Consider the following 23,627-nt stretch of genomic DNA (forward strand, 5'->3'; position numbering starts at 1 on the left):
CGCATTCCTACCGTCGGCGCAACGTCGGCTCCTTCGCCATGCACGCCACCAGATAATCAATAAACACCCGCAACTTCGGCGGCAAGTACCGCGTGGGCGAATGCAGCAACCACGCCTCGCCATGGTAGGACGCAATGAAGTCCCACGCCGGTAACACCTGCACCAACCGCCCCTCCTCCAACGCATGGCGCGCCGTAAAATACGGCAAGCTGCCAATCCCCACATGCTGCAACACCGCATCCAGCCGAACCCCGGTATGGTTCGCGGCATAACGCCCACGCACGGCTACCGTCACCGCCTTGCCGGCCTGGCGGAATTTCCAGCGCGAGTCTCCGGGTGTCTCCCCGAGGTAGATGCAACTGTGCGCCAGCAGATCATGGGGATGCTCCGGCGTCCCGTGTTCGGCCAAGTACTGCGGCGTCGCACACAACAGATGCTCGATGGGCAGTAACTGCCGGCCCACCAACCCCGGTGGCGGGCTGTCAGTGATGCGGATACTCAGGTCGACATTGTCATCGATCATGTCCACTTGGCGATCCTCCAGGATCAACTGCACATCCACCTTGGGGTAACGCCGCAGGAATTCCGGCATATGCGGGTGCACCACAAACCGCCCCACCGCCTTGGGTACGCTGACCCGCACCAGCCCTTCGGCTTCATGGGTGAACTGGCCGCTGATCTCCATCACCGAACGCGCCGCGCTGACCATCTCCTGGCAGCGCTTGAATACCTCTTCCCCGCCTTCGCTCAAGCGCAATTTGCGTGTGGTGCGTTGCAGCAAGCGCGTCGCCAGGGCCTTCTCCAGGCGCGAGATACTGCGGCTCACCGAGGAAGGCGAAGCCCCCAGTTGCCGGGCGGCTTCGGAGAAACTGCCGGTTTCCACCACTTTGACGAAAATCGCCATTTCGCCCAGCAGCGGCAAAGGAAGATTGATGCTCATGGTGCACAGGTCCATTGATAATTGAGCGGATTATCACCTATCCACGCACTATTTATACTGCTCGCAGAACCCTGATGCGGATGTAGATGATGACCGAGCGCCTGTTTTTTACCCACGATCACCTGACTGCCGAGCTGGAAGTATTGAGCTGCACACCCCACGAGGAGCAATTTGCAGTGATCCTGCAGTCGACGATTTTTCACCCACAGGGCGGTGGGCAACCTTTCGATACCGGCTGGCTCGGTGAAGCCACTGTGCTGCGCGTCACCCAGGAAGCCGACCGCGTGGTGCACTACGTCGACCGGCCATTGGAACCGGGTCCGATCACCGCAAGGGTCGATGAACAGCGCCGTATGTTGAACACCCGGCTGCATTCCGCCGGGCACTTGATCGGCAACGTGGGCGAGACCTTGGGTTGGATGCCGATCAAGGCCCATCACTGGCCCGGCGAAGGCAAGATCACCTTCATCCGTGGCGAAGCGGCGCAAGCCATGGACGCCGAGGCGATCCAGCAACAGGTCAACCAATGGATCGCTGCGGATTACCCACGGCACATGAACCTGGAAGACGGCACCCGCGAAGTCGGCTTTGGCGAATTGCCCGCGTACGCCTGCGGCGGCACTCATGTACAGGCACTGAGCGAGTTGGGCCAAGTGACCATCCTGGCCTTGTCAGAGAAAAAGGGCGCGCTGTCCGTGCGCTACGAACTCGATTAAACCTCACTCGCCCCCGCCCGCCCCGGTTCCACCACAAACGACTTGAGGGTCGACACGGTGGCCATCGGGTCGCGGGGGTCGGTAATCACGCGCAGGTTCGTGAGCATCCTGCCCTCCCCCACCTCCACCGACACATACCCCCGCTGGCGGCTATCGAAAAACTTCACATGCGGGTTGAGCGGCAGCAGCTTGCTGAACGCATCAAAGGGCGGCCCATCGGAGGTCACCGACGTACCGACAAATTCCGTGGCCACCACCCGCGAGTCCGGGTTATTGCCATCGGCATGCAAGTCCGTCACCCAGAACGAATGGATATCACCCCCCCAGAACACCGGGTTGCTGACCCGGTTACGCTCGATGGACGCCAGCATCCGTCTGCGATTTGCCATATAGCCATCCCAGCCGTCGGTCCAACGCCCCGGCTTGTGGTTGGTCAGATCACGCTGGGTCAGCGGCGCCACCAGCAGGTCCTGAGCGATGATGTTCCACTGCGCCTTCGACTGGGCAAACCCCTGGTCCAGCCAGGCTTCTTGCTGCCAACCAAGCATGGTGCGGCCAGGGTCGCGCAAGTCGTGACAGAGGTTATCGGCGATATGCCCCTGGTGGCTGCCATTGGCCGGAATGCACGGTTGTTCGGAACGGTATTGCCGGCCGTCCAGCACGTGGAAACGGGCCAGTCGGCCGTAGTCCAGGCGCCGATAAATGCGCATGTCCGGCCCCTTCGGCAAGCTGCTGGCACGCAGCGGCATATGCTCGTAGTAAGCCTGGTAGGCTGCCGCACGCTGCTGCAGGAATTGCCCGACCGGAATCTTCGGGTCCTGGGACCAGCGGTTGGCGTAGTCGTTCTGTACTTCGTGATCGTCCCAGGTCGCCACGCTCGGTGCAGCGGCGTGCAAGGCCTGTAGATCCGGATCGGTTTTGTACAGGGCGTAGCGGTTGCGATAGTCGCTCAGGCTCACCGCATTACCGCTGCCGTGAGGGCGGATGATCTTGCCCGAATCCGCCGCGTAGGAACTGTCGTAGATGTAGTCGCCGAGAAAGAACACCAGGTCGGGCTGTTCCTCTGCCAAATGGCGATAGGCACTGAAATAGCCGCGCTCCCAATGGGAACACGAGACAAACCCCAGACGCGCCGACGCCATGGCATGCACGGCCGGTGCTGTGCGCGACTGCCCCACTGGGCTTTGCGCACCCAGCCCTTCGAACTGATACCAGTACGGTCTGCCCGCCTCGAGCCCCGCGACTTCTACATGCACCGAATGCCCCCAGCGCTCGCTGGCCATGACTTCGCCTTGGCGCACCACGCGGGTCATCGCGGCGTCGCTGGCGACCCGCCAACGCACGGGCACGGAACGGCCCAAGCCACCCCGGCCATCCACGGCATTGAACAACGGCGCCAGGCGCGTCCAGATCACAAACCCATCGGGTAACGGGTCACCGGAAGCCACGCCGAGGGTGAACGGATAATCCACGCCGGCACTGCGCGCAAACGGACTGAGGATCGAAAACGTGGTGGCGACAGCCAGCCCGGCAAGCACCCGGCGTCGGCCATGATCTACCTCGCCACTCACGGCCGAAACTCCCACTCCTCACGCACGGTGGCGAACACCAACATGTCTTCATGCACGCCGTTCTTGAGAAATGCCCCGCGCATGCAGCCTTCGTACTGCAGGCCGATTTTCTCCATGACTCGCGCCGACTCTTTGTTGCGACTAAAACACTGGCTGCCCACGCGATGCAGGCCCAATTCGGCAAACCCGTAGTCCATCAGCGCGGTGGCCGCTTCGGTCGCATAACCCAGGTTGCGCGCGTCCGCCGCCGCCCAGCCGCCAAGATGCCCATAGTGATGTTTCGCATTGATGCGCAGGCTGGCGATACCGATCAATTCACCGGTGTCGCGTACATGCACCCCAAGGCTCAACAACCCATCAGAGCGAAATTTTGCCTGCATGCCCTCGATAAAATCCTGCGCTGTTTCGAGGGTGTAGGGCGATGGAATACTCGCCGTGTTGTCGGCGATTTTCGGGCCGTTGGCGAGGGTACATAGCGTCTCGGCCTGGTGGTTTTCCAGTGCGCGCATTAACAGTCGCGGGGTGGATATCTGTGGCAGTTCACGGCTCATTTCCAGGGGCCCTCGATGTAAAGTTTCTGAGAATGCCCCGGCTGCATGTCAATTCTGTTACGTCACAAAAATGTCTTGAGAATCGCCTGAAAGACTTGTCCTAGAGCCCTCAAAACGTCAATTAAAGTTAACCAATCGGTCATTTTTGGTTGTTAGCGTGTCGCCCCTAATTCAATAACGGGGTAACGGAATGAGAACCTGGGACGAACCGAAAAAACGCAAGGCGCACATCGAACTGATCCCGATGATCGACGTGATGATGTTCCTCCTGGTGTTTTTCGTACTCGTGAGCCTGAACGTGATTCCGGCCCTCGGCATGAAGACGCAACTGCCCAGCGCCAGCAGTTCACAGCAGCTCAAACCACAGAACAAATTCATCCTCACCCTGGGCCTGGAAGGCCAACTGCAACTGGATGGCAAGGACCTCACAGTCGATGCGCTGGTGCCGGCGCTAAAGGCGGCCGAAAAGCCTGACACCAAGTCGACCATCATCGTGAACAGCGACAAAGGCGTGGAGGTTTCGCGCCTGGTGGAGGTGATGGACACCCTGCGTCTGGGTGGCTTTACCTCCGTGTCCATTGCCACGCGTAAGTCCTGATCATGTACGTCTTGTTTCGTGCGCGTCAGCTGCTGGGCAGTGTCCCGGCCCTGATCGCCCTGGTGCTGATTGCACTGGGTATCCAGTCCCAGACCTTGAAGGTCGAGCCGGTGTATGACGAGTCGGCGGTCGAGTTGGCGCTGGTCGAGCCAGAGCCGGAAGTGATCCCCGAGCCGGTGGTGGAACAAGAGCCGCCACCGCCGGTGATCGAGGATGAAGAGGCCGAGCCCGCCCCACCACCGCCGCCACCTAAACCGTTGCCGAAACCCAAGCCTGAGCCCAAGCCAAAACCTGTGCCCAAGCCAGTGGTCGCCAAGCCAACGCCCGCCCCGACACCACCACCGGTCGCCGCCAAACCGGCACCGGCGCCCGTGGCCCAGGCCGCGCCGACACCCGCGCCGCCCGCACCACCGAAGGTCGATGGCCAAGCGCTGGAAGGCGGTTACCTCAAGGGTTTGCGCAACGAGTTGGACACTTACAAGCAGTACCCCACCGGACGCCAGGCCTCCCTCGAACGCCCCACCGGCGAAGTGGTGGTCTGGTTGCTGGTAGACCGCCAGGGTCGGGTTCTCGACTCCGGTTTGCAGACCCAGGCGTCAAGCATGTTGCTCAACCGGGCCGCTACCAACAGCTTGCGTCGTATCAAGCAAGTCAAGCCGTTCCCCGAGCAAGCCTTCGGGGGCCGCAATGAGCAGCGCTTCACCGCCACCTTCAACTACAGCGTGCAATAAGCACCCGACACCAGGACGACAGAGATGAGGTTCACACGGATTCATCTGGCACTCGTTGCCGCAAGCATGGGCCATGGAATGGTCATGGCCGACACCAGCAACAGCGACGTCGGGACGATTGGGGTTCAGGGCAAGGCCACGGCAGGTGGCGGCTACATGGTGCAGGAAGAAAGCATCAAGGGCCGCTCCACCGTGACCAAGGAAGCGCTGGATAAACAGACCGCCACCGGCAACGCCGTGGACAAGCTCAAGTACACGCCGGGCTTGAACATCTCCAGCGAAGACAACACCGGCCTGTCCGGCTTTCGCTTCACCATGCGCGGGCTCAACTCCGACCAGGTGGGGATGTCGGTGGACGGCATGCCGATCAACGACTCCGGCAACTACGCGCTGTACTCCAACCTGCTGGGCGACCCGGAAAACATCGAGCAGATCTTCGTCACCCAAGGTTCTTCGGAGGCCGACGGCCCGCACATCGGTTCCAGTGGCGGCAACATCGGCATCGTGACCATTCGCCCGACCAAGGAAACCGGGGCGTTCGTCAAACAGGTGATGGGCAGCAACGCCACGCGCAAGACCTTTGCCCGCCTCAACACCGGCGAGATCAATGGCCTGAGCAACTGGTTGTCGGCGTCCCACACCGAAGGCCAGATGTGGCGCGGTTCGGGCGCCGTGCGCGCGGACAAAGTCGAGTGGAACAGCTTCTTCGACGCCGGCGATGGCAACACCGCCAACCTGATCCTCAAGTACCACGAGCAGGACAACAACAGCTACAGCCAACTGACCAAGGCCCAGTACCAGCAGAACGGCCGCAAGTACGACCCCTACCCGGCCACGCCTACCGTGGGCAGCAACGGCAAGTACAACAGCTACTACGCCCTGGCGCAGAACCCGTTCCAGACATTCACCGCCGTGCTCAACACCCAGTTCAAACTGGCGGACAACCTCGCGCTGTCGGTGATCCCGTATTACTACTGGGGTAACGGCAGCGGCGTCGGTTCGTCCAGCTATGCGCTAAACCGCGGTTCCAATCAAGGCGGCGTGTTCGACCTGGGCAACCTGCCGACCGGTGCCCAATACAACGCCGACGGCACCCCGAACAACGGCGTGTACTACCGCCCTTCGCGCACCCAGACCTGGCGTCCGGGCATCACCACCAAACTGAACTGGGACCTGGGCGATCACAGCCTGCAAGTCGGCTACTGGTACGAGCGCGCACGTCAAAGCCAGACCCAGCCGTTCATTCCGCTCAAGGCCAGTGGCAAGCCGGTCGACACCTGGCCGGACTCCAACGAGGCCGTGGTCGATGCCAATGGCAACACCATCCAGGGTCGCGACCGCTTCACCATCACTCCGGCGCAAAAGGTCTGGGCCCAGGACACCTGGTACATCAACTCGGACTGGACCCTGATCGCCGGCCTGGCCTACATGAACGTCAAGCGTGACGGCACCAACCACGGCAGCCTCACCGAGCAGCCGGAAAAACGTAACCAGACCTACAACAAACTGCTGCCCAACGCCGGCCTGAAATACCAGCTGGATGAACGCGATCAGTTGTTCTACAGCCTGTCGCGCAACATGCGCATCCCGCAGAACTATGTGCTGTACGACAAGGGTGTCGGCTCCATCGACTCCAAGCCTGAAACCAGCTGGAACCACGAGTTGGGCTGGCGCTACACCGATGAAGACATGACTGTGGCCGCCACCTTGTTCTACATGCAGTTCAAGGATCGCCAGGTGTCGTCGCGCGACATCAACGGCGACTTCGCCGACATCAACGCCGGCTCCGTCAACAACAGCGGCCTGGAGCTGGAGTGGAGCGGCCTGCTGCCCAATCACTTCAACTACTACACCTCCTACACCTACACCAAGGCCGAGCAGCAAGACGACCTGACCGTGTACAACGCCGGCAAAGCCATCCTGTTGCCCACCAGCGGCAAGCAGTTCGCCAACGTGCCGAAAAACATGCTGGCCGCCAACATCGGCTACGACGACGGCCGCTTCTACGGCACCTTCGGCGGCAAGTACACCAGCAAGCTCTACGGCGACCTGACCAACGACGAAGCCATCTCCGGGCGCACCGTGTTCAACGCCGGCGCGGGTATCTACCTGCCGGTGGACAAGAAGGTGGTCAAGGACGCCACCCTGCGCCTGAACGTCGACAACCTGTTCGACAAGAAGTACCTGGACGGCGTGTACACCACCAAGACCAACGCGGCCAGCTACAGCGGTTTCCGCGACGGCGACCCGGCCTACATCGTAGGCCTGGAACGCACCGTGACGGTCTCCCTGGAAGCCAACTTCTAATTGCGAGGTAACTGAACATGGACATGAACCTGCTCCACGACATCACCTTTTATGTGATGTATGCCGCGATGGCCATCGCGATCTTTATCACCATCGAACGCGGGATTTACTTCGCCTACGTACGCCGCCAAGCCCGCGCGCTGACCGAGGTACTGGGCGCCAATGTGCACAGCGAACGCGACCTGCCGCAGAGCCTGACCCGCCGTGACAGCCTGCCGCTGAGCATGGTGTTGCCGGTGCTGGCGCAGAAAGCCTCACAAGGTTCGCGCAAGGACCTGGATGACGTCATCGAAACCCAGTACCTGACCACCCGTGCACCACTGGCCCGCAGCCTATGGATCATCGAAACCATCACCACCGCCGCGCCGCTGTTGGGCTTGCTGGGCACCATCCTCGGCATCATCGACACCTTCAAGGCGCTGGCCACGGCGGGCGTGTCCGACCCAGGGCAGATTTCCGGTGGTATCGGCACGGCCTTGTTCGCCACCGGCCTGGGCATCGCCATCGCGCTGTTCTGCGTGGTGTTCCATAACTTCTTCCAGGACAGCCTGGAGCGCATCAACGATCAGCTGAAAATCCTGCTGATCCGCGCCGCCACCGGCGCCCGCGTGCAGAGTGAAGTACCGCACCTGGTGCCGACGCCGCTGCACAGCCGCACGGCCTGAACGCAACAGCGGGCGCGCAATGCGCCCGCTTTCTTTTGTGATGGGAATCCCTATGTCCGTTTCCTTGAAATTGCGCATCGCTGGCCTGGCAGGCTTGCTCATGAGTCCGCTGGCCCAGGCGGACTTTTCGATTCCGGGCTTTGAATTGGTGCATACCGTGCCGGTGGACACCGCCCTCGGCACCGACGACTTGCGCCAGCCCGGCCCAGTGTGGAGCGAGCTGTTTGACGGCGCAAAAAACAGTATCGACATTGGCCAGTTCTACGCCGCCGATCACCCAGGCTCCGTGATGGACCGTGTGATCGAACGCCTGGAAGCCGCCGGCAAACGCGGTGTGAAGATTCGCTTTTTGCTGGAAGAAAAAGGCATCAAATTGTCGGAAACGGCCACCCTGGAACGCCTGCGCGCGATCCCCAACCTGACCTTTCGTGTGCTGCCCTACGCGCGCGTGAGCGGTGGGATCATCCACGCCAAATACCTGGTGGTGGATGGCAAGCAGGCGTTTGTCGGCAGCCAGAATTTCGATTGGCGCTCGCTGGAACATATCCACGAAACCGGGCTGCGTATCACCGACCCAACCGTGGTGAGCCAGGTGCAGGCGATCTTCGAACAGGACTGGAAAGCCCAGCAGGCCTTGGCCGACAACCAACCGGTGCCGCTGCCTGCCGTGAGCAACGCACCACCGCGCACCGGTAACTACCTGGTCGCCAGCCCGCAACGCTACAACCCACCGGGCGTAGGCGATTCACAGCTGGAACTGCCGCGTTTACTGAGCGAAGCGAAACACGAAGTGCGCGTGCAACTGCTGGACTACGCACCACTGTCCTACGGACCGGACAAGACCCGCCCGTACTACGCGGTGATCGACAATGCCGTCCGTGCGGCGGCGGCACGTGGGGTGTCGATCAAGCTGATGGTGTCCAACTGGAATACCGACAAGCTGGAACTGCCCTACCTCAAAAGCTTGGCGGTGCTGCCCAACGTGCAAATCAAAATCGTCACCCTCCCCGAGGCCAAGCAAGGTTTTATCCCGTATGCGCGGGTAATCCACAGCAAGACCATGGAGATCGACGGACAGGTTGCCTGGATCGGCACCAGCAACTGGCTGGGCGGGTATCTGGATAATTCGCGCAATCTGGAAGTGGTGATGCGCAGCGAAGCGATGGCCAAGCGTGTCGGGGCATTGCATGAGCAATTGTGGGACGGACCCTACGCTAGAGCCTTGAACGTGACCGAGGAGTACCCCGAGCCCCACCCTGGCCAGCATTGACCAGAGGCACCTGAGTAGTGGTAGTGTGTGGAAATGTTTCTGACAGATTGATCAGAAACGTCCTACTCACTACCTGCAAAGGAATGCGTCCCTTCATGCACTTTCCACTCAAGCAATTGGCGGCTGCCACCCTGTTCGCGGCGAGCCTTTCGGCCATCTCCAGCCCCGCTTTCGCCAACATCACCCCGGACCAAAGCACAGCGATTCTGAAGCATTTCGACGAGACGTCCGTCACCGATTTCCGTGGTTTCCTCGGCGCCCTGGCCAAGGGCGATCTGGGCAAGACCAGCGATGTAGGCCCGGCAATCAGTGCGTTTCTTGATAACAAAACCTTGAGCGCGGATCAGCAGAACGAGATCAATCGCCTGCTCGGTATCTACACCCGAGTGAAGTACGGCAAGGCCGCCACCGAAACCCTGCGCGAACTGGTGGAAATCCCGACCTTTAACGTGGACGGCCTGCCGCAGTACAAGAACCCGGAATTCATCAAGATCGCCGGCAAGATCGAGGCACTGGCCAAGGCCTTTAACCTGACCTTCCGCAATATCGACAACCGTGTGTACGAAATTTCCCTGGAAGGCAGCGGTGATGAAGTGGTGGGTATCCACGCCCACGCCGACGTGGTGCCAGTGACACCGGAAAACTGGGTGTTGAAAGACGGCACCAAGCTCGACCCGTTCAAGGTCACGCTGATCGGTGACCGCATGTACGGCCGTGGCACCGAGGATGACAAGAACGGCATCGTAGTGGCGATGTATGCCATGAAGGTGATCAAGGAAGAGAAACTGCCGCTGGCACGCAATTTCAAGCTGCTGGTGGACACCACCGAAGAAACCTCCGGCGACGCAATTCCGTATTACTTCGAAAAGAACCCGACACCGCAATACAACCTGGCGCTGGATGGCGGCTACCCGGTGGTGATCGCCGAGAAAGGCTACGGCACGGTGATGGCCACCTTCCCGCGCCGCAAGGGTGAAGGTAAAGGCGCGGAAATCATTTCGATGACCGGCGGCATGGCGACCAACCAGATTCCGTCAGCCTCGGTGGCGACGTTCGTGAGCGACAAGCCTGCCGAGCTGGCTGCCAGTCTGCAAAAGGCCGGTACTGAATACGCCAAGAACAACGGTGGCGATTTTGAAGTGGCCGCCAAGGTCGACGGCAAAGACGTCAAGCTGACCGTCACCGGCGTGTCCGCACACTCGTCCGAGCCGGAGTCCGGGGTCAACCCGGTGGCGCGCATGCTGGAGCTGATCCATAGCGTCGATGGCAAGATCGCCCTCAAGCACAACCACATCACGGATGCTGCACGTTATGCGTCCGACAACTGGGGCCTGGATTACCTGGGCGGCAAGTTGGGTGTGGGCTTCTCTGATGATTTCATGGGGCCGCTGACTACTTCGTTGACCTTTGTCGGCCTGGATGACAAGGCCTTCAAACTGGCAGTGAACCTGCGCGTGCCGAAGGGCAAGTCACCGGAAAAACTCAAAGCCGAGATCGCCGAAAAATTGAGCGCCTGGGACAAAAAAACCAAGGTCAAGGTGGGCTTCACCTACTCGGTGGCCGAGCCGATGTACCGCAACCCGGAAGGTGAATGGGTGAAAGCCCTACTGGCCGTGGCCAGTGAAAATCTGGGTATGGAGCACAAGTTCGGCACCTCGGCCGGCGCAACCTCCGTGCATGAACTGCCCAACGGCGTGCAATTCGGCCTGGCGCGCCCGGAAGTGAAGTACACAGGGCACACCGACAACGAGTTCAAGACGGTTGACCAGTTCCTGCTGGACCTGCAAATCGTCACCGAAATGATGGGCCGTATCGGCCAACTGCCGAAGCTCTGATAAAAAGCAGCCCGCCGCAACGGCGGGCTCTTCAGGCCTGCAACATCAACATATCCTCGAAAAAACCACCGACCGGTTCCGTGGGATGGCACAGCTGGATTTCCAGGACCCAGGCCATTTCACTCGGCGGGATCTCCAGATCAGCCAGCTCCTTGTTCTCGAACAGCGCGTGGGGGAAATCCGCGAGGCGATGGCCCGCGAGATTACGTGCCAGCCTCCAGCCTTTTGACACCGCGCTCTGTTCGGCAAAGTCATACAGTTCGCGACCGGTTAAGCCTCGCAACCAGGCGTCGCGGGTTTCGTCGAACACCTCATGCAGTGCGGTCCTGCACGCCAGGTGCAGCGGCGCGTCACCGAACACAAAGGTATCGCCGTAGTCGCCTTCGTAACCGTCCCACACCGGGCCCAAATCCACCACGACGATATCGGTGGCGCGCAGCCTGCGCTGGCGGTCAATGCCTTCGCGGGGTGGGCGTACGGTGTCGTCGCCAAAGCGGATATAGGTCGGGTGCCAGGTGTGGGAAGCGCCCATGGCTTGCAGTTGGTCGGCGGCCATGTCGAGGGCTTCGCCGGTGGTCATGCCCACCTGCAGTCGGCTGGCAATGGCCGCCAAGGCACGGATTGACTGATCGCGCGCGGCCAGCATGCCGTCCAGTGAATAACGTGGGCCGACTTTCTCCCAGATCGGGTGCAGCGCCTTGTGCGTCGTGCCGGCACTCGACCGGCCACTGGGCACAAAGGCCTCCGCGACGAATCGATGGCCGGGCAAGCCGGCGTGCAGACACTCCGTGCGCACCTGGCTGATCATTGCGCCATTACCGCAGGCATACACCTGGGCAGCTTCCCAGTCATGCCCATGGTTCAAGGCAACTTCTTGCACTCGCCCTTGGGAAGCCAACACCGGGTGCCAGTGAAAACGTGGGTGATCATTGACCGATTGATCCAGGAACGCGCGGTCATAGAAATCGGCTGGCTGCCCGCCGCCCCAGTACAAGGTCACATCCACATCGCGCGTGAACGCCGTCAGCAGGATGGGCTTGATACCCGCGTAGCCGGTGCCCGTGGCGAACAAGACGACGGGCGCATTGTCATTGTCCTGCCAGGTACAGGCGCCAAACGGTCCTTCCAGTTGCAACAGATCGCCGGCTTCAAGGTGGGCCAGCAGGGTCTCGGAAAACAGCCCGCCCCTCACCTGGCGAATCTGAAAGACCAGGCGCCCGTCATCTTCGGCCGGCAGGTTGGCGATCGAGAAACACCGCGAGTCGCCGTCGACCAGGCGGAACTTGAGGTACTGGCCCGCCCGCACCGCCAGCGGTCTGTCCGGCATCACCACCAACTCAATGATGTCGGGGCTCAGTGCGCGTTTGCTCACGACCTGTGCCTCGACCACCAGCGTGGGTGTGTCCAGCGACCAGCCGGGGATTTCCAGGCGCATGTCGCCGCAGGCGTGGCTCTGGCACAACAACATCTCGTTGGCTGCCAACGGATAACACGGCGCGGGAGCATCCGGCGCCAAGTGTTTGGCCCGGTACGCGCCTTCTGCGACCACCACCTTGCAGGAGCCACAGGCACCGCGTCGGCAAGAAAACGGCACCGACAAGCCGTTGGCGAGCATTGCATCCAGCAACAGTTCATCACCGGCCTCAAAGGTTTTCCCCGAGGGGGACAGTTCGATGACATGACGTGTATTCATAACAACCTCGGGGTGAGTGAGCCGTGATTGTTGCGCTAGACTAGGCCCATTAAAACCTCCAGTTTCGGATACTTTAGATGGTCCAGATGCGAAAATGGCGCCCGCTGCTCAAGCTGGACGACAGTGCAAGCCAGGCGTCTTACCGCAAGATTGCCGAAGGCTTGGTGACCGCGATCGTTGAAGGTCGATTGCCGCCCGGCACCTTGCTGCCGGGCACCCGGGAGATGGCGCAGTTGCTCGACGTCAACCGCAAGACCGTGATCCTGGCCTACGAAGAGGCCATGACCAAGGGCTGGCTGGTCAGCGAGCCGCGGCGCGGGACCTTCGTCAATGCGCAGTTGACGGCCAAGCAACTGCCGAGCCGCGCGCAGGCGCCCTTCGCGCCGCCCATCCTGGCGCAGACAACCGCGCCCTATTTCGCCCAGAACGCTCAGGTGACAGCGCTGAATCACCGGCATGACGCGCTGTTTTTCGACAACGGCACCAGCGACCACCGCCTGCTGCCCCAAGCCGTGTTGCACCGCTACTACCGCAATGCCCTGCGTAACAGCTTTGCGTCCAACACCCTGCGCTACGGCAGCGAGGGCACCGGCTATCATCTGCGCTGCGCGCTGGCCGAGATGCTGCGCAACAACCGTGGGTTGACGGTCAGCGCCGAAAACATCTGCCTGACCCAAGGCACCCAGATGTCGCTGTACCTGACCGCCAGCCTGTTGCTCAAACCCGGCGACGTGGTGCTGGTGGAGCGCCTGAGTTACCCGCCAGCATGGGAAATTTTCCGCAGGTTGGGTGCGCAACTGGTCACGGTGGACATCGACGAAGAAGGCTGTCGCACGGACCAGATCGATCGCCTGTGTCGCGAGTACAAGGTGCGGATGATCTACCTCACGCCACACCACCAGTTCCCCACCACCGTGAGCCTGCACGCGGCGCGGCGGCAACAGTTGCTGGCATTGGCGGCGCTGCATGACTTCTGCATCATCGAAGAAGATTACGACCACGAATTTCACTTCAGCGGGCGCCCCTACCTGCCCCTGGCCAGCGATCGCGCGCAGCGACATGTGATCTATGTCGGTTCGTTGTCCAAGGTCCTCGGCTCGACGTTTCGCTGCAGTTATGTGGTGGCTCCCACGCAGGTGGTCGAAGCCCTGCATAGCAATGCCGCACTGATGCTGGGCGATGCCGATGCGGTCGCGCAGAAGATGCTTGCCGACTTGATCAACGATGGCGAACTCAAGAAGCACCTGCGCCGGGTATCAAAGGAATACCGCGCCCGCCGTGAGACCTTGCAAGACTGCCTGCAGGCGGCGTTCGGTGATCGGATCCAGGTGCGCGAGCCCGAAGGCGGCCTGGCGCTGTGGGTGCGTTTCGACGATGCAATCGATGTTGACCAGATAGTAAGCGCGGCCCTTGACCACGGGTTGGTCGTACGCAGCGGCCGGCAGTTCTCGCCGATGGACCAAGCAGAAAATGCGTTGCGCCTGGGTTTCGCCTCGCTGAACCAGGAAGAGATCCGCGAGGCCACATTACGCCTGGCTAAAGCGGCAAGCCCGCGCGCACATAAAAATGCCGATCATCACTGATCGGCATTCGGTTAGAGCGGCAGCAGGAAGCGTGATCGCTCCTCGGTCCGGGCAAGCTCCGGGAACTCCAGCAGCAGCGCCCGGTTGCCCCGGCCGATATGCTCCATCACCGCCCGCGTAATGTACTCACGCACCATGCCCGTGGAGACGTAATACATGGCCCAGGCTTGTTCGGGCGTACAGTGGCCGATCTGTTCCTCGATGTCCTTGTACGCCTTGTCATCGTCCGACTTCACGTCGCGCTGATATTCGGCTTGGCCCATGATGGTTCTCCTTCACTGACACGTCTGCTGCAGCCCGGACCGCCTATTCATTCACCCGATCAGGTCCCGCTCTTCACCTTGGTCCACACCCGCGTGCGGATTCGCTCCAATTTCAAGGGCAACGGTTCCAGGGGAACCAAGGTGGCGATCGTCTCTTTGGACGGGTAAATCCAGGGGTTGTCGCGCAACTTCTGCTCGACCAACTCGGTGGCATCCTTGTTGGCGTTGGGGTACAGCGTGTGGTTGGAACTCTTGGCAATCACTTGCGGGTCGAGCATGTAGTTGATGAACGCCAGACCCTGCTTGGCATGCGGCGCATCCTTGAGCAGCACAAAATTTTCCGACCACACCAGCCCGCCTTCACGCGGCAGGCTGTAGGCAATCTTGCGGCCGGTGTTGTTTTTCTCATTGATGGCTTGCGCCGTCAGCGCTCCGCTCGCCCAACCCACCACCACGCAAATATTGCCGTCGGCAAAATCGGCGTCGGTCCTGGAAGAGTCGAAGTAGAGGACGTAAGGACGGATCTTCAACAGCAGCGCCTGGGCTTTCTGGTAATCCTCATGGTTCTGGCTGTTGCTCGGCAGCCCGAGGTAATGCAAGGCGATCGAAATGATTTCGCTCGGCGAGTCGAGCATCGCCACGCCACACGATTGGAGCTTGCTGATGTTCTCTTCCTTGAAGATCAGGTCCCAGCTGTCCACAGGGGCATTGTCACCCAGGGCGGCCTTGACCTTATCCACGTCATAACCAATGCCGGTGGTGCCCCACAAATACGGCACGGCATACCGGTTACCCGGATCGTTGGCGGACAGCAGCGCCAGCATTTCGGGATCGATGTGCGAGAAATTACTCAGTTGGGAACGGTCCAGCGGCGCAAGCACACCGGCCTGGATCAGGCTGGGCAAGACATTCGAGGTGGCGACGACAACGTCATACCCGGTGCGCCCGGCCATGACCTTGCTCTGCATGATCTCGGCACTGTCGAAGGCATCCAGGTGCATCCGGGTACCGGTTTTCTGTTCAAATTCCTTGGGCGTTTCCGGCGCGATCAGCCCGAACCAGTTATACAGATTGACCCGGGGTTCGGCCGCCGAGACCGGCGCACTGACACACACAGACACCAGCGCAGCCATAAAAATGGCGCGCAATTGGGGTTGACTCATCTCGCTATCCTTGTCAAAACGACAGGCCATCATGGCCTGCATCCACTGGAGGGTGAATATACTCGGCACGCCCGATTAGTAAATACCCAGAAGTACTTAGCCCAGCCCCATGAATACCTAACCCTAAAGGGGTAGTAAATGTCGCTCGACCTTCACAACCTGGCCTGGCATCGGTCGGCCGGGACGCTGATCATGCAGCTGAACCGCCCGGCGTTCTGGAGCTCGCTGGTTCGCGTGGTAAAGGAATATGTCCAGATCGACAATTGGGTTGTGCTGATCTTCAGCGACCAACAGGTGCAGGTCATCAGCCTGACCGAAGTCGCCGATGCAGACGAAGTGGACGCCCTGACCCAGCGCTATGTAAAAGGGCTGTACCTGCTGGACCCGTTTTACATCGCCAACCGGGAGAACCCACAGAGTGGTTTTTTCCATCTGTCCGACATCGCGCCGGAGCACTTCCTGACCACCGAGTATTACCACCAGTATTTCGCCCAGTACGTCAGCGTGGACGAGGTGCAATACAACGTACAGCTCGACGCTGACAGGACGCTGTGCATGTCATTTGGCAGCAACGTGCGATACAGCCCGCAGCAGATCACGACGCTGGACATGATCAAGCCCTGGGTGATGGCATTGATGCATCAACGCATGTGCTTTGAGAGTGATGCGGAAAAAAGCCAAGCCGAGCCGCCACCGTGGTCTGAGGCGATCATGCAACTTGGCGCACAAATCACAGTGCGCGAAAAAGATGTGCTCCGGCTGCTGTTGAGCGGTTTTTCCAACAAAGAGATCGCCGGCAAGCTGAACCTGTCGACCGAGACCATCAAAGTTCACCGTCGCAACCTTTACAACAAGCTGAGCATCAAGTCTCAGTCCGAGTTGTTTGCACGGTTTTTCCTGCCTGGGCAGGAGGGCGTTGCCGGACCCGCCCCGTGACGAACGATAGGACCTTCAAGACTAGAATGCGGTTCGCCGCACGGGTCCTTTCTTCATAGACGCATCATCTACGCGGTAGACGGACGCCCCCCTGCGCTGGGAGAGAGGTCAAGCTGACGTCCAAGTCGACTGATCAGCAGCGCCACGGAGTCAGCGTTGCTCAAAATCGTATCCATTCTCTTGAGAGGGTCACTCCGAAATATTCGCCGTGCATCGTCGAGTCCATCTCCCCCGGTAACCGACAAAATATGCTGTAAAAGGCTGCCTTGTGGATCTACATTCTTCACGATCTGGAACAGTTCCGTGAACGGCGTAAAGAGACGCAGGCGTTCAGTCTGGCGCTGTTTCAGGCGTGTTTTGAAGGCCCGGTTATACGGAGTGTCATTCCTGATAAGATCGAGAAATGGATGACAGGCATCCAGGCGGGCAATGTCCTCCGTTGCGCACACATGATGAGAGAGTTCATGAATGAGAGCGATAGCACGGGCATGGACGTTGACATAAAACGGCTTGGTTAGAAACGGCTTGTACTCCAACGTAGGCTTGAAAAACGCCTGGGTTAAATAAATGACCTGGTCTGCGTCCGGAACCACGACAAACGCCATGACAGCCGCATTACCAGGGGGCGAGGTGCCGCGCGAAACCCCAACAACGAAGCGTTCTGAGTTCAAGGTATTGAGTGAAGGGGCTGTGAGAGCGTTGAATACCTTGTCAACCACTGACTGTATTTTCTCGATATGTTCCGCTTCTACGACTTGTAAATCGAAGGTCTCCTTGATAACTGCGAGCGTGGGAGTGGAGGCTTGTAGGGTAGCGGCAACCAGACGTAAGTTCTCCTGCGCGTTTTTTGTATAATAGGTCGCCAGGGCCAATGCTTCAGTGATCATCAAACCCCGTTTGGGATAGAGGGTTCGGATGGCTTTCATACCGGATGCTTCGATATTCATACCTTCACGAGCTACCGGGCATGAATAAAATTGATTGCTCAGTTTAGCGAGTGCTCGTCGAGCATGCAGTAACGGAACTTGGCTACTGAGCATCCATTGTTGGCGGGTGTTTTTTCGTATCAGAGGTCCATCTCCCAGGGAACTGAAAATACGCCAGTGCTCACCCTGTTGTTTGACTTGAAAGACTTTGCCTTCGACGGGCGCATAGTGGCGTTTCTGAGCTGATTGGTAGAGCCCAAGATCGCCAACGCTGGTCATCTCCTGTAGCGCGAGATCGGTTACTTCATGGGGTTGCAACCGGGTTCTTTCAGGCGCGGTGATGTCGATGGCTGGCCATGTTGCAACGGCTTCGGACGCGATGGCATCAGGTTGCACAGGTAACGTCTGCTCTGAAATTTCTGGCATTGACTGGCGAAGCAATGCCATCTGCGCAACGCCACTCACGAACTGCGAGATTGCTGTGCGCCAATGATGATCTTGCAACGCGTCGGCAGAAGTCTTGAACAGTTTGTAGCTCTGCCAGACGAGCCACGGGTATTCCAGCTTTGCGGCCAGAAACGGAATGCCTTGGTATATACCGCTCGAGAAAACGCTCTTCGCCAGGTTCCAATAGGCAGCGGCGTTGGAGATGGAATGGCATCCCAACAATTTCAACAACAGCTCGAAGTTGTCCGCAAATAGCTGTTTGAACAAGCACCCGACGATGGGATTTGAGGCCAGTTGCAACGAGCTTCTGGAGGCATTGTTCGGGTTGAAAAACGTCGTGATTGCCGATTCTGCTGCCTGCGGAAGCAACCTGAGCACCCAACTTTGTAGCGGGCCAAGTGACCAGAGTTCTGTCAGTAAACTCGCTTCGTCGGGATATTCCTTAAGGCAGTGACCTTGACTGTAAGGCGCATAGAGAACGTGAGGCCCCTGATCTGATGCAGAGCTGATCACGTAAATGCCCACGACTTTGACCGCTGTGGCGCCTATGGAGGTCAGCAGTTCAAGCGGGCGGATGGTGGCATTGGCACCTATAACGGCAGCACGGGCAATCGAATCCGGCATGTCCATGATCTGCTGGATATAACCGAACGCTGTTGCAGTCATTTGCTTTGCCAGGAATTGGGCATGTGCATGTTGCATCAGTTGCCAGGGTAATTGCCGGGCGAACCGCTGTTGACGCTCAAGCAGGTCGGGATTAGCAGCCGCGAAGAGCCCTCGTAGATAGTCTTGATAGGTGCCACTGACGTTCAGCGCCTGGATGTGTGTGGTAAGGGTTTTTGCGTCCATCTGGCTGGAGAGCAACGCTGACCCCGTCGAAGTAAAGCGCGGGGTTTTAGTTCCCCATTCATCTCGATGGCTCGTCGCGTAATCGACCAGGGTCAACGTCTTGTCGACAGCGTTCCTGTGTGCAGGGACGGTGACTTCAATCTGATCGGGGGTGACGCGGCTCTGGTTGTCGAGCGTGCGTAACAACGTTGACAGTTTGTTGCGCGTGAAATCGGCCAGTGAGTCGATACCATGAAGGTAGTCTTTGTCCGCTTCCACGCTGTTTCGATACTGCTCGAGCAGTTCAACCTGTAGTTGCTGGTCCGCGATGGGAGCGTTGGCCACCCATTCAGGTAATGAGTGCCGCAGGATCAGTGCCTGGGCGATGGCCGTAGAGCGCTCCACGTTAGTCGGTGCGAGTGTCTGCGTTATTTGGACCTGCCAAATGTCCTGCAGGTATTGGGCGGGTAGCTTCGGGCTAAGCAGGTGAGTGATCTCGGATTTTCTTTGCTGCTCGTAGTGCTGGTGCAGGTAGGCGACCAAGCCGTCTTCGATCAACTCGAAAGACCCAACGGTATAGACCTGATGCAGGAGACGTTCGGACCGAGGGAGGTTTTCCAGCAGTGCAATGCGTTCTTCGGGCTCAAGCAAGCGCTGGTTCAACGTGGTTCTGAGGGCGGCCAATGAACTGAAAACCTCCAACCCCAGCGCTGGGCTCCAAAGAATGGTTTTGCCGGAATATTCGGGATCTTGCCCCCCTCGTTCGGTTAGCACAAAACAGTTGCTCAATGCGGCGCTGACGTCCCGCTCGGCAGTCGTCAGCGTCAGTGACAAGGCATCGGGCCGGAAAGCGTTCATGCTGCGTCGCGTATCACGTTTGTAACTGTCGAGGACCGTCAGGATGATTGCCCGGTCGCTGGGCCGTAGTGAATTGTCCAGGACCCTGAGCTTTGCTTCCGCCTTCAATCCAACGGTCATCGCCCTCTCGAGCAGAAGCCGCAGGTCGGGAAACCGTTGGTCCACCAGACGCAGGTGGCCTTCAAAGCCTTTCAGCGAGGTTTCGATGATTGTGTTGAAGGCGGGTAATTCCAGATCGGGCACCTTTTTAGCAACACCCTCGGAGGCTATTGCAAAGAATCCGCTGTTGGGCGAAGGCGTGAGGGGCCCTGACTCCCCGCAGAACCGTGCCAGAAAATGGTCGACCATATTGACCGACGATACCGGTGTACGACGTTCGGTATCACCGGGAGGACTGCTGTAGGTATTTATAAAAATATTCGCGGCATAGAGAACGGCTTCTTCTGTGCTGGAGAGTTCAGAATTGAGTTGTGCGATGGCGGAACGGTAGAGAGTCGGGCGAGTTGCCAGTTTGCCCTCCAGTTCGGTATGCAGACTTTCGAGTTCTCGCAGTTCAGTGCGAACCGTTTGCAGGGCTGACTGCGCTTCTTGCGGAAAATCAGCAGAGGGGTACCAGGACGCCGCCAACTGAGTACTCCAACGTCCTTTGGCATCCAATCCCCGTAACGCTGGATCAATCATCGCGCGAACATCAAGCAGATGGTCAATCAGCGCGTCGATGTCCATGGTGCCTTTGCTCTGACGGTACATTTCCAGGCCAAATTCCAGGTTCTGAGCCTGTTTTTCGATGACCGTGCGCATCAGGCCCGGGAACACCGCTCCTGTGAGAGGGCTTGTAATGACCGTTGAGGTACTGAAGCTGACATCGAAATAACGTTGCGGTCGAGACAGGTAGCTCTTCCAGTCGTCAGGCTGCTTCGGTGAGTTCACTCTCTCCTGAAGACGCGTTTTCAACTCTTCCACATCAGAGTCCGCCAGTACGCCTTCACTGGGGGTATAAAGAATGGCCTGTGCATCTGCCTCGCTTTCTATTGGACGGATCATGAGGGCGCCGGCCAGTTCAACAAAGGAGACATTTGATTCGCCCAACAGTACTTTTTCGACGCGCAAGGCGCTGGCACTGTCAGAAGAGAGTGCATCGGAGGTCAGCAGGAGTGTCTGGATTTCAAGACTTTGGTCCGTGGAAATATTCGCCTGTTGCTGCTGATCAAGCAGGCTGACCCGGAACCTGTCGCTCATGGCCGCCGCAAAGTAATCCAGTCGCGAGGGCCCTGCTCGGCTCGCCGCCTCCCAAAATAGTGAAAGCTGGGCTTTTATTTGCTCCATCAACCCTTGGGCCAGCGTTTGTACAGACCTCTCCCAATGCAACTGATCGTCCGCCGCACGGTTTGACTGCTGAGGGTCGGGGGCTCTGCCAAGGTTACTGTATTGCCGGGTTTCGCCTGCAGGCCAACTGTTGTCGACGAAGTAGGCAAGCACGGTTTCGCTCAATGAGCGAGTTGTGGTTTGGGATGTCTCGGCTATGTGGCAGCTCACGCGTGTATCGCGCTGATTCAAGCCCGGAAAGCGTGCAGCCAGCGCCGTATTGATCGCCTGTTCCAGCATTGACGTCAAACTTGGCGTTGAGTACAGCTCCTCAAGCATGCCCTGAGCATTGTTGCGCAGGTTATTTTGAAGTGTGCGCTGTTGCTCTTCAAAAACGGCGCCGGCTACGGATACAGTGGTGAGCGTGAGTATTTGGTTGGTGCTCAACGCCGCTCGCTGAGAGAGAGACAGGTAACGAAACAACGCTTCTCGTTGTTCGGATACCTCCAACCATGTACTCATTGTCGATTTTACGCTGGCAACGCTATCGAATCTTTCCAGGCCCCGGCACGGTGTGTAGAGGAACGCGCCACCACCGGGCGCAGGTCTCATCATGAACGCACCGGCGAGTTCGACGGACGGCTTGCCGAGCAGGGTCAGGTGAAGGGTCTCAACCTGCATGGGAGGCTGGCGCGCCATGCGTGCGGCATGGGTGGCAAAGTGCACCGAATCGAACCAGTCCAGGTCCTCAAGGGTGAAGCCGCGTGCGCGTTGGCGCGCCGTCAGTTGATCTCTGGTTGCAAGTATTTCGGTGAAAAAATAGGGAGGGTTATCTTCCATGATGAGACCTTATTGCCGTCGTGGCGATGGCTTCGCCGCTTGTATGGGCGGGAAAAGCATTGATCTTTCGATTACACCCGTACGTACGGCCGATGGTTGGCCCGCAAGGTTGCGTGCATAGCTGCACAACGTGATGGGAAGCTCAGATACCTGATAGGTCGTACTGCCGGTGAAAAGTATGTAGCGGACATCGTCGATGTCTTGGCAAGAAGCGCCATTCGAAGCGTCCATATAGAAGTAGTGGTGAGTGAAATCTGTGTATTGGTTGTCCCAATCGATGCTGTAGCTCAGGTTGATCCGCGGTGTAGGCGCTGCAGCGGTCAAGAACACGGAGTGCGTGAATACATTGTGGAGCAAGGCAGGCGTCAGGGCTTCGTTCTGGCTGTCTATCCCTATAATGCACAGCACATGAGCCCCTAGCGCCGGCCCGATCTCTTGATTGATATAGCCATCGGTTGACGCTATCGCGCTGTGATAATCGTTGGGAAACCTACATTCCTTAACGTCATGTACTGCCTTGAATCGATAGTAAGCATTTTGGAGCGAGAATCTGATATTCCAGGTGGGCCGGACGTTTCGTCCAAGCACGTCCTGCTGCATATGCACATAAGGATTCAGTTTCCACGGTTCTTCAATGATGACCTCGACGGCTTTCAGCTGACAATCCACCGTATTGTTCAAGAATTGACCATCAACAAAACAATGATGCAGGTCGTTGGCTGGATAGCTGTAGTTGAACTTGGCCGCTTCGCACGCCGAGTTGTTTTGGCAGTTGTTAAGGATGTCGTTTTTAATGACCGCTGCTACTTTGCTGACAATACCGGTCACTTCATTGGTACTGCGATCCAACATCGGACTTCCGGAACTTCCGGACTGAAGACCTCGACAACGGTTTTTTATCGCGCCAGGAAATACGCCAGGATGCTCGACAAAACTGTCTACCCCCGTTTCTTTGCAGACGCTCATGCGCAGCCCGTTCTGTCGAAACCCAGTCGGGGATCCCACATTGATCACTTCACGCTCGCCTGAATGGCGATGAGTCGCGAGCTTGAGTGGCATGATTCCCTCTGAGATGAGTGTGGTCAGTGACGTATCAAGTTCAAGAACCGCCAAATCGGTGCCGACCATGCTGCTCCAGTGGGCAGCTTTAACCCGGAAAGTCCGGTGCTGTGCAGGTGTATCGTGGAAGTATCTGAAGGTGATACTCGCTTTAATGGTTTGGTTGATATATGCCGTGCCGTAGCTGAAGAACACGCAGTGCCCACTGGTCAGCACATAGGCTGGGCCGACAGCATTATCCTGACGGTTTCGGGTATCCAGTAATATCGCATTGCAGGTTTGGCCGATGGCGTTTTTCAAATGACCGATGCCAGACCATAGCGAGTAACGCTGGTCGTGGTTATGCAATACCATGGATGAGGTTTGATCAGTCATTCCTTCAGTCAAATCTCTGGCATGGATTTGACCGGTAACACAATACAAAGCAAGTAATAAAAAGGGGATGAAATGCCGATATAACATAATAGGGTCTCGGAGAATGGCAGCAGTGGTGAATGCCAAATTGACTCGACACGTCCAATTGATGGGACAGACTGGACTAG

The 23,627-nt window shown here is 58.6% G+C and carries 17 protein-coding genes; 9 read left to right on the top strand and 8 right to left on the bottom strand.

All coding sequences use genetic code 11. The annotated features are described in order from the left end of the window. Positions 1-7 precede the first annotated feature (7 nt). Positions 8-940, bottom strand: a complete 933-nt coding sequence (locus WH299_RS06865; protein WP_123477056.1) for a LysR family transcriptional regulator — start codon at positions 938-940, stop codon at positions 8-10. A gap of 89 nt (positions 941-1,029) precedes the next feature. Between WH299_RS06865 and WH299_RS06870 the strand changes: the two genes are divergently transcribed. Further along, positions 1,030-1,656: an alanyl-tRNA editing protein gene (locus tag WH299_RS06870; RefSeq protein ID WP_122725361.1), complete on the top strand. Its 627-nt coding sequence runs from the start codon at positions 1,030-1,032 to the stop codon at positions 1,654-1,656. On the opposite strand, the gene WH299_RS06875 is transcribed toward WH299_RS06870, so the two are convergent. Continuing rightward, complete coding sequence (locus tag WH299_RS06875; protein WP_339549910.1) at positions 1,653-3,227, bottom strand: alkaline phosphatase D family protein; 1,575 nt, start codon at positions 3,225-3,227, stop codon at positions 1,653-1,655. The genes WH299_RS06870 and WH299_RS06875 overlap by 4 nt on opposite strands. Continuing rightward, positions 3,224-3,778, bottom strand: coding sequence for a GNAT family N-acetyltransferase (locus tag WH299_RS06880; RefSeq protein WP_122725356.1), 555 nt, complete (start codon positions 3,776-3,778; stop codon positions 3,224-3,226). The genes WH299_RS06875 and WH299_RS06880 overlap by 4 nt, the downstream gene beginning before the upstream one ends. Positions 3,779-3,968: 190 nt before the next feature. Here WH299_RS06880 and WH299_RS06885 point away from each other — a divergent pair, with 190 nt between their 5' ends. The 6 genes from WH299_RS06885 (at position 3,969) to WH299_RS06910 (ending at position 11,184) form a co-directional block, all read left to right on the top strand. Then, complete coding sequence (locus tag WH299_RS06885) at positions 3,969-4,376, top strand: ExbD/TolR family protein (protein ID WP_005786670.1); 408 nt, start codon at positions 3,969-3,971, stop codon at positions 4,374-4,376. A 2-nt stretch (positions 4,377-4,378) separates the two neighbouring features. Continuing rightward, complete coding sequence (locus WH299_RS06890) at positions 4,379-5,107, top strand: energy transducer TonB family protein (RefSeq protein ID WP_028615754.1); 729 nt, start codon at positions 4,379-4,381, stop codon at positions 5,105-5,107. A gap of 24 nt (positions 5,108-5,131) precedes the next feature. Then, the gene (locus WH299_RS06895; protein ID WP_028615753.1) at positions 5,132-7,414 is read left to right on the top strand and encodes a TonB-dependent receptor; all 2,283 of its coding nucleotides are present in this window, start codon (positions 5,132-5,134) and stop codon (positions 7,412-7,414) included. A 17-nt stretch (positions 7,415-7,431) separates the two neighbouring features. After that, complete coding sequence (locus WH299_RS06900) at positions 7,432-8,079, top strand: MotA/TolQ/ExbB proton channel family protein (protein WP_122725351.1); 648 nt, start codon at positions 7,432-7,434, stop codon at positions 8,077-8,079. A gap of 52 nt (positions 8,080-8,131) precedes the next feature. Continuing rightward, positions 8,132-9,349: a phospholipase D-like domain-containing protein gene (locus WH299_RS06905; RefSeq protein WP_339549912.1), complete on the top strand. Its 1,218-nt coding sequence runs from the start codon at positions 8,132-8,134 to the stop codon at positions 9,347-9,349. Between the two features lie 95 nt (positions 9,350-9,444). After that, positions 9,445-11,184, top strand: a complete 1,740-nt coding sequence (locus WH299_RS06910) for a dipeptidase (protein ID WP_126571439.1) — start codon at positions 9,445-9,447, stop codon at positions 11,182-11,184. Positions 11,185-11,215: 31 nt separating this feature from the next. Here the strand turns inward: WH299_RS06910 and WH299_RS06915 are convergent, their stop codons facing one another. Beyond that, positions 11,216-12,877, bottom strand: coding sequence for a M24 family metallopeptidase (locus tag WH299_RS06915; RefSeq protein WP_323625011.1), 1,662 nt, complete (start codon positions 12,875-12,877; stop codon positions 11,216-11,218). 77 nt (positions 12,878-12,954) lie between these two features. Here WH299_RS06915 and pdxR point away from each other — a divergent pair, with 77 nt between their 5' ends. Then, on the top strand, positions 12,955-14,460 hold the full coding sequence (pdxR, locus tag WH299_RS06920) for a MocR-like pyridoxine biosynthesis transcription factor PdxR (protein ID WP_339549914.1): 1,506 nt from the start codon (positions 12,955-12,957) through the stop codon (positions 14,458-14,460). Positions 14,461-14,471: 11 nt separating this feature from the next. On the opposite strand, the gene WH299_RS06925 is transcribed toward pdxR, so the two are convergent. Both WH299_RS06925 and WH299_RS06930 read right to left on the bottom strand, forming a co-directional pair. After that, the gene (locus WH299_RS06925) at positions 14,472-14,723 is read right to left on the bottom strand and encodes a hypothetical protein (protein ID WP_016979527.1); all 252 of its coding nucleotides are present in this window, start codon (positions 14,721-14,723) and stop codon (positions 14,472-14,474) included. 59 nt (positions 14,724-14,782) lie between these two features. Then, complete coding sequence (locus WH299_RS06930; protein ID WP_339549915.1) at positions 14,783-15,886, bottom strand: polyamine ABC transporter substrate-binding protein; 1,104 nt, start codon at positions 15,884-15,886, stop codon at positions 14,783-14,785. A 138-nt stretch (positions 15,887-16,024) separates the two neighbouring features. Here WH299_RS06930 and WH299_RS06935 point away from each other — a divergent pair, with 138 nt between their 5' ends. Beyond that, on the top strand, positions 16,025-16,822 hold the full coding sequence (locus WH299_RS06935; RefSeq protein WP_339549916.1) for a response regulator transcription factor: 798 nt from the start codon (positions 16,025-16,027) through the stop codon (positions 16,820-16,822). A 68-nt stretch (positions 16,823-16,890) separates the two neighbouring features. On the opposite strand, the gene WH299_RS06940 is transcribed toward WH299_RS06935, so the two are convergent. Next, positions 16,891-22,026, bottom strand: a complete 5,136-nt coding sequence (locus WH299_RS06940; protein WP_339549917.1) for a hypothetical protein — start codon at positions 22,024-22,026, stop codon at positions 16,891-16,893. A gap of 9 nt (positions 22,027-22,035) precedes the next feature. Then, positions 22,036-23,586: a trypsin-like serine peptidase gene (locus tag WH299_RS06945; protein WP_339549918.1), complete on the bottom strand. Its 1,551-nt coding sequence runs from the start codon at positions 23,584-23,586 to the stop codon at positions 22,036-22,038. Positions 23,587-23,627: the final 41 nt, after the last annotated feature.

Source organism: Pseudomonas sp. MYb541, assembly GCF_037479595.1.
In the GTDB taxonomy this organism is placed as follows: Bacteria; Pseudomonadota; Gammaproteobacteria; order Pseudomonadales; family Pseudomonadaceae; genus Aquipseudomonas; species Aquipseudomonas canadensis.